Raw genomic sequence first — 1,213 nt, forward strand, 5'->3', positions numbered from 1 at the left:
TTAAAATTTGCAAGAGATAGTTTTTTACGAAGACAACAAGAAAAGGAAGCCGAATTAAAACTACTGAAAGCACAATTAAACCCTCATTTTTTATTTAATACACTTAATAATTTATATGGTTTATCTGTAATTAAGTCTAATAAATTACCTGATTTAATGTTAAAACTATCAGATTTGTTACGCTATAGTTTATATGAAACAAAGGAAAAATTAGTACCATTAGAAAAGGAGATTGAATATTTAGATAATTATATTTCTTTAGAAAAAATAAGATTAGAGGAGACCACTATTATTAATTTTGAAAAATTGGGTAATACATCTTCTATAAAAATAGCGCCAATGCTTTTTATTGTTTTTGTAGAAAATGCGTTTAAACATTTAGGTGTTTTAAATGCTAAAAAAAGTAAAGTATCTATATCATTAAAAATAGAATCAAATAAACTTTTTTTTAAATGTGAAAATACTAAAGATTTTACCTCATTAAATCATAACAGTTTAGAAAAAGAAAAAAATGGAATTGGTCTTGTAAATGCAAAGAAAAGACTAGCTTTAATGTATCCAGAAAAACATAACTTAACCATAAATAATAAAGAAGAAACTTTTAGTGTAGTGCTAATGTTGCATTTTTAATATGAAAGAATTACAATGTATTGTTGTTGATGATGAGCCAATTGCACGTCAAATTTTAGAAAATTATATAGAAACTATACCAAATTTAGTAGTTATAGCATCGTGTAAAAATGCTCTTGAGGCTTTGGAGGTTTTACATGAAAAGCAAGTAGATTTATTATTTTTAGATATTAATATGCCTAAATTTTCAGGTTTAAGTTTATTAAAAACAATACAACAAAAACCTAGTGTTATTATTACAACTGCATATCCTGAGTATGCTATAGAGGGTTTTGAGCTTGCTGTTACAGATTACTTGCTAAAGCCATTTTCTTTAGAACGTTTTTTACAAGCCGTATTAAAAGTACAAAATAAACAACCAAAGACTGAAACTAGCAACTTAGCAGTAAATTTAAATAAAGTACAAACTTCTGTTTTTGTAAAGAGTGATAAGAAAATTATTAAAGTTAATTTTGATGATATTTTATATATTGAAGCTTACGGTAATTATATAAAAATATTTGCTGATAAGATGATTTTAACACCACAAACACTGTCAAGTTTTTTAGAAAAACTACCTGATTCATTTATCCGTGTACATAAA

Annotated in this window: 2 protein-coding genes; both read left to right on the plus strand. The window is 25.1% G+C overall.

Annotation, left to right across the window (positions count from 1 at the left end):
* The coding region (locus ABJD66_RS09480) for a histidine kinase (RefSeq protein ID WP_348130817.1) at positions 1-630 on the plus strand (630 nt) is incomplete at its 5' end.
* Between the two features lies 1 nt (position 631).
* The coding region (locus tag ABJD66_RS09485) for a LytTR family DNA-binding domain-containing protein (protein WP_348130820.1) at positions 632-1,213 on the plus strand (582 nt) is incomplete at its 3' end.

The sequence above is a fragment of the Cellulophaga sp. genome (assembly GCF_039943695.1).
GTDB lineage: Bacteria > Bacteroidota > Bacteroidia > Flavobacteriales > Flavobacteriaceae > Cellulophaga.